The sequence below is a fragment of the uncultured Blautia sp. genome (genome assembly GCF_902497045.1).
GTDB lineage: Bacteria > Bacillota > Clostridia > Lachnospirales > Lachnospiraceae > Blautia_A.
In genome coordinates this window covers 1-4246 of record NZ_CABVDF010000236.1, presented here as the reverse complement: position 1 = coordinate 4246, position 4246 = coordinate 1, and the positions used below count along the sequence as shown (strand labels likewise).

The 4246-nt window shown below is 43.5% G+C and carries 3 protein-coding genes; 1 reads left to right on the top strand and 2 read right to left on the bottom strand.

What is annotated here, in order from left to right; translation table 11 throughout:
* The first annotated feature begins 66 nt into the window (after positions 1-66).
* Complete coding sequence (locus RDS42_RS12955) at positions 67-1983, top strand: ABC-F family ATP-binding cassette domain-containing protein (RefSeq protein WP_308784025.1); 1917 nt, start codon at positions 67-69, stop codon at positions 1981-1983.
* A 45-nt stretch (positions 1984-2028) separates the two neighbouring features.
* On the opposite strand, the gene RDS42_RS12950 is transcribed toward RDS42_RS12955, so the two are convergent.
* A complete protein-coding gene (locus tag RDS42_RS12950; RefSeq protein WP_308784024.1) occupies positions 2029-3240 on the bottom strand; it encodes an NADP-dependent isocitrate dehydrogenase in 1212 nt (403 codons plus the stop codon).
* A 121-nt stretch (positions 3241-3361) separates the two neighbouring features.
* Positions 3362-4192, bottom strand: coding sequence for a S8 family peptidase (locus RDS42_RS12945; RefSeq protein WP_308784026.1), 831 nt, complete (start codon positions 4190-4192; stop codon positions 3362-3364).
* Positions 4193-4246: the final 54 nt, after the last annotated feature.

Sequence of the window (4246 nt, the reverse complement as noted above, 5' to 3'; positions counted from 1 at the left end):
ATTGTAATAGCTTTATAATCTTACCATATGCACAAATGAAATAAGGTAATTTCTGGAGGAACTGTAATGATTTTAGCATGTCAGAGCATCTGTAAATCTTTTGGGGAAAAAGAGATTTTAAAAGATGCCTCTTTTCACATAGAAGAGCGGGAAAAAGCCGCTCTTATCGGTAATAACGGCGCAGGAAAGACTACCCTTCTCAGAATCATCATGGAAGAGATCTCTTCTGATTCCGGAAACGTAGTTCTTGCCAAAGACAAGCGTATGGGATATCTGGCCCAGTATCAGGACATTCATGGTCACCGCACTATTTATGAAGAACTTCTTACCACCAAACAGTATATCATCGACATGGAAGAACGAATGCGTTCCATGGAGCAGGAAATGAAACATGTTCAGGGGCAGGAGCTGGATCGTCTGATGAATACCTACACCCGTCTGACCCATGAATTTGAGTTGGAAAACGGATATGCGTACAAAAGTGAACTGATGGGGGTTCTGAAAGGTCTTGGATTTTCAGAAGAGGATTTTGGGAAAGAGATCGAAACCCTTTCCGGCGGTCAGAAAACACGTGTGGCTCTGGGCAAACTGCTGATCTCCAAACCGGACATTCTGCTTTTGGATGAGCCTACCAACCATTTGGATATGGAAAGCATCGCCTGGCTGGAAACTTATCTTCTGAATTATCCCGGTGCTGTATTTATCGTTTCCCATGACCGTTATTTCCTGGACAAGGTTGTTACAAAAGTAATAGAAATCGAAGCGGGACAGGTTACTGCTTTTCAGGGAAATTATTCAGCCTATGCGGAAAAAAAGGCGCAGCTTCGTGATGCACAGTACAAAGCATACCTTAACCAGCAGCGGGAAATCAAACACCAGGAAGCTGTAATCGTCAAACTGAAATCTTTTAATCGAGAGAAATCTATCCGTCGGGCGGAGAGCCGGGAAAAAATGCTGAACAAGATACAGAGACTAGAAAAACCTGTAGAAATACAGACCCAGATGCGTCTCTCTCTGGAGCCCCGGGTAGTCAGCGGAAATGATGTCCTTACTGTGGAAGGTCTTTCTAAAAGCTTTCCAGGTCAGACCCTTTTTACTGATATTTCTTTCCAGATCAAGCGAGGGGAACGCATTGCTCTGATCGGAAACAACGGAACCGGAAAAACCACTATGCTGAAGATTCTCAACAGCATCCTTCCTGCAGATGCAGGAAGTTTTTCCCTTGGTTCTAAAGTGCAGATCGGTTATTATGACCAGGAACATCATGTACTTCATACAGAAAAAACTATTTTTCAGGAAATTTCAGATACCTATCCAACTCTTACAGAAACAGAGATCCGTAACATGCTGGCAGCATTTCTTTTTACCGGAGACGATGTATTTAAGGAAATTTCTGCTCTTTCCGGCGGTGAAAGAGGCCGTGTATCTCTTGCCAAACTGATGCTTTCAGAAGCCAATTTCCTAATCCTGGATGAGCCTACCAACCATTTGGATATTGCATCTAAAGAAATTCTTGAAGAGGCATTAAACAGCTACACAGGTACGGTCCTTTATGTATCTCATGACCGCTATTTTATTAATCAGACCGCTACCAGGATCCTGGATCTTACAAATCAGGCGGTAGTCAATTATATTGGCGATTATGATTATTATCTGGAGAAAAAAGAAGAACTTACAGAAAAATATGCTCCTGTTCAGCAGACAGCGGCTGTTCCGGAAATTTCGGAAACCGTTTCTGATAATAAGCTTACCTGGCAGCAGCAAAAAGAAGAACAGGCCCGCAGACGTAAGCAGGAAAACGAACTGAAAAAAACAGAAGCCCGTATTGAAGAACTGGAAACCAGGGATAAAGAAATCGATGACACGCTGGTACTTCCTGATGTCTGTACCAATGTAGGCCGTTGTGCTGAATTAAGCCGCGAAAAAGAAGCAATCCAGGCTGAACTGGAAGAATTATATGAAAAATGGGAAACCCTCGCCTGAGGATTTCCCATTTTTAAATTTCATGAATATCTTCCGACAGCGTTTTTATTTCATCAGACGATTCAGAGAATCACGGACTGCAAGAATAAATTCTCTGCTGGAAAGAACCTTCGGATGCTTCAGGCTGGTAATCAGCGCAAGATCTTTGGTCATCTTTCCGTCTTCAATGGTAGTAAGAGTAGCTTTTTCCAGTTTATCTGCAAATTCCATCAGTTCCTGGTTTCCATCCATTTCCCCACGTTTGCGAAGGGCGCCGGTCCAGGCAAAAATAGTAGCAACTGAGTTGGTAGAAGTTTCCTTTCCTTCCATGTGGCGGTAATAATGTCTCTGTACAGTTCCATGGGCCGCCTCGTACTCATAGTATCCCTGCGGGGAAACCAGCACCGAGGTCATCATCGCAAGAGAACCAAACGCAGATGAGACCATATCACTCATTACGTCTCCATCATAGTTTTTGCATGCCCAGATAAATCCGCCTTCCGCTTTCATAACACGGGCAACGATATCATCGATCAGACTGTAGAAATACACAAGTCCCTGCTCTTCAAATCTTTCTTTAAATTCATCTTCATAAATTTTCTGGAACACTTCTTTAAATTTAGCATCATAAGTTTTGGAAATGGTATCCTTGGCGCCAAACCATACATCCTGCCTGGTATCCAGGGCATAATTGAAGCAGCTTCTGGCAAAGCTTTCAATGGAAGCTTCCATGTTATGCATTCCCATTGTAACACCGGGAGTTTTGAATTCCTGAACAAGAGCCCGCTTTTCCTCTCCGTCTTCAGAAGTATATACCAGTTCCACCTTGCCCGGTTTATCTACATAAAATTCAGTGTTTTTATAAATATCTCCATATGCATGACGAGCCAGTGTGATCGGTTTTTTCCAGTTGCGTACACAAGGTTCGATTCCCTTGACTACGATGGGGGCACGGAAAACAGTTCCATCCAGGATAGCCCGAATGGTACCGTTAGGGCTTTTGTACATTTTTTTGAGATTATACTCCTTCATTCGGGCCTGATTTGGAGTGATGGTAGCACATTTTACTGCTACACCGTATTTTTTAGTTGCCTCTGCCGCATCAATGGTTACCTGATCATCTGTTTCATTTCTGTATGCCAGCCCCAGATCATAGTATTCTGTATTCAGGTCAATATAAGGGAGCAGCAATTCATCCTTGATCATTTTCCAAAGAATACGGGTCATCTCGTCTCCGTCCATTTCCACAAGTGGCGTGGTCATCTTGATTTTTTCCATCTGTCATTCTCCTCTCAGTCCGAAATCAGTATATACTGTTTCTAGTCACATTATGAAAAATATTGTACAAAAAAACTCTCCTTACGTCAACGTTTTTGGGGGGTACAAAACAAAGATATTTTTACATCTCCATAAAACGTTTAAAGTTAAATTTTCCCCAGCCCTGCTGATTTCTTGGAAGTCCCATATCGTCTGTACTGTCCCGGAGCATCATCTTGATCTCCACATTTGTAAGAAGAGGATCTTTTTCCAGCATTTGGGCAATGGCGCCTGAAATAAATGGCGTAGACATAGACGTGCCGCTTTTTATGCCATATCTGCCCCCTGGCAGACAGGATGTGATCCGGCTTCCCGGTGTCACAAGATCCGGCTTACAGACACATTCAAAGGTAGGTCCCCGTCCGGACACACCGCTGCTTCCGATAAGCATGTCGCTGGATCCCACAGTGATCACTTTTTTGCTGCTGCCGGGAGCTGTGATGCTTCCCGGCTTTGGCCCCTGATTTCCTGCCGCTGCTACGACTATAAGCCCCTGATCCCATAACTCTTCTACTCCCTGGCTCAGAACATGATGGTCACACCAGGTTCTGTATATGGTGCCCACCGAAATATTTACAATGCGGATACGATATTTTTGATAGTTTTTCAGGATCCATTGAAAAGCCCGCAGAACATCCTCTTTATTCCCGTTGCCCATTCTGTCCAATACTTTTACAGCAATAATCCTGCAGCCTGGCGCCACGCCCTTATATTTGCCGCCGGAAGCGCTTCCGTCACCGCAGAGGATCCCGGCCACATGCGTACCATGTCCATTATCATCATATGGTATTTTTTTGTTGGAAATAAAATCAGCAAACATCTGTATCCTGCCTTTGAAATCCGGATGGTCAGAAATTCCTGTATCGAGAAAGCAGACTCCAATGTCTTTTCCGGTATAAGACAACTGCTCCATGAATATACTCCAAAAAGAATCTTTTATACTACTATATTCCAAAGAGAGACTTCT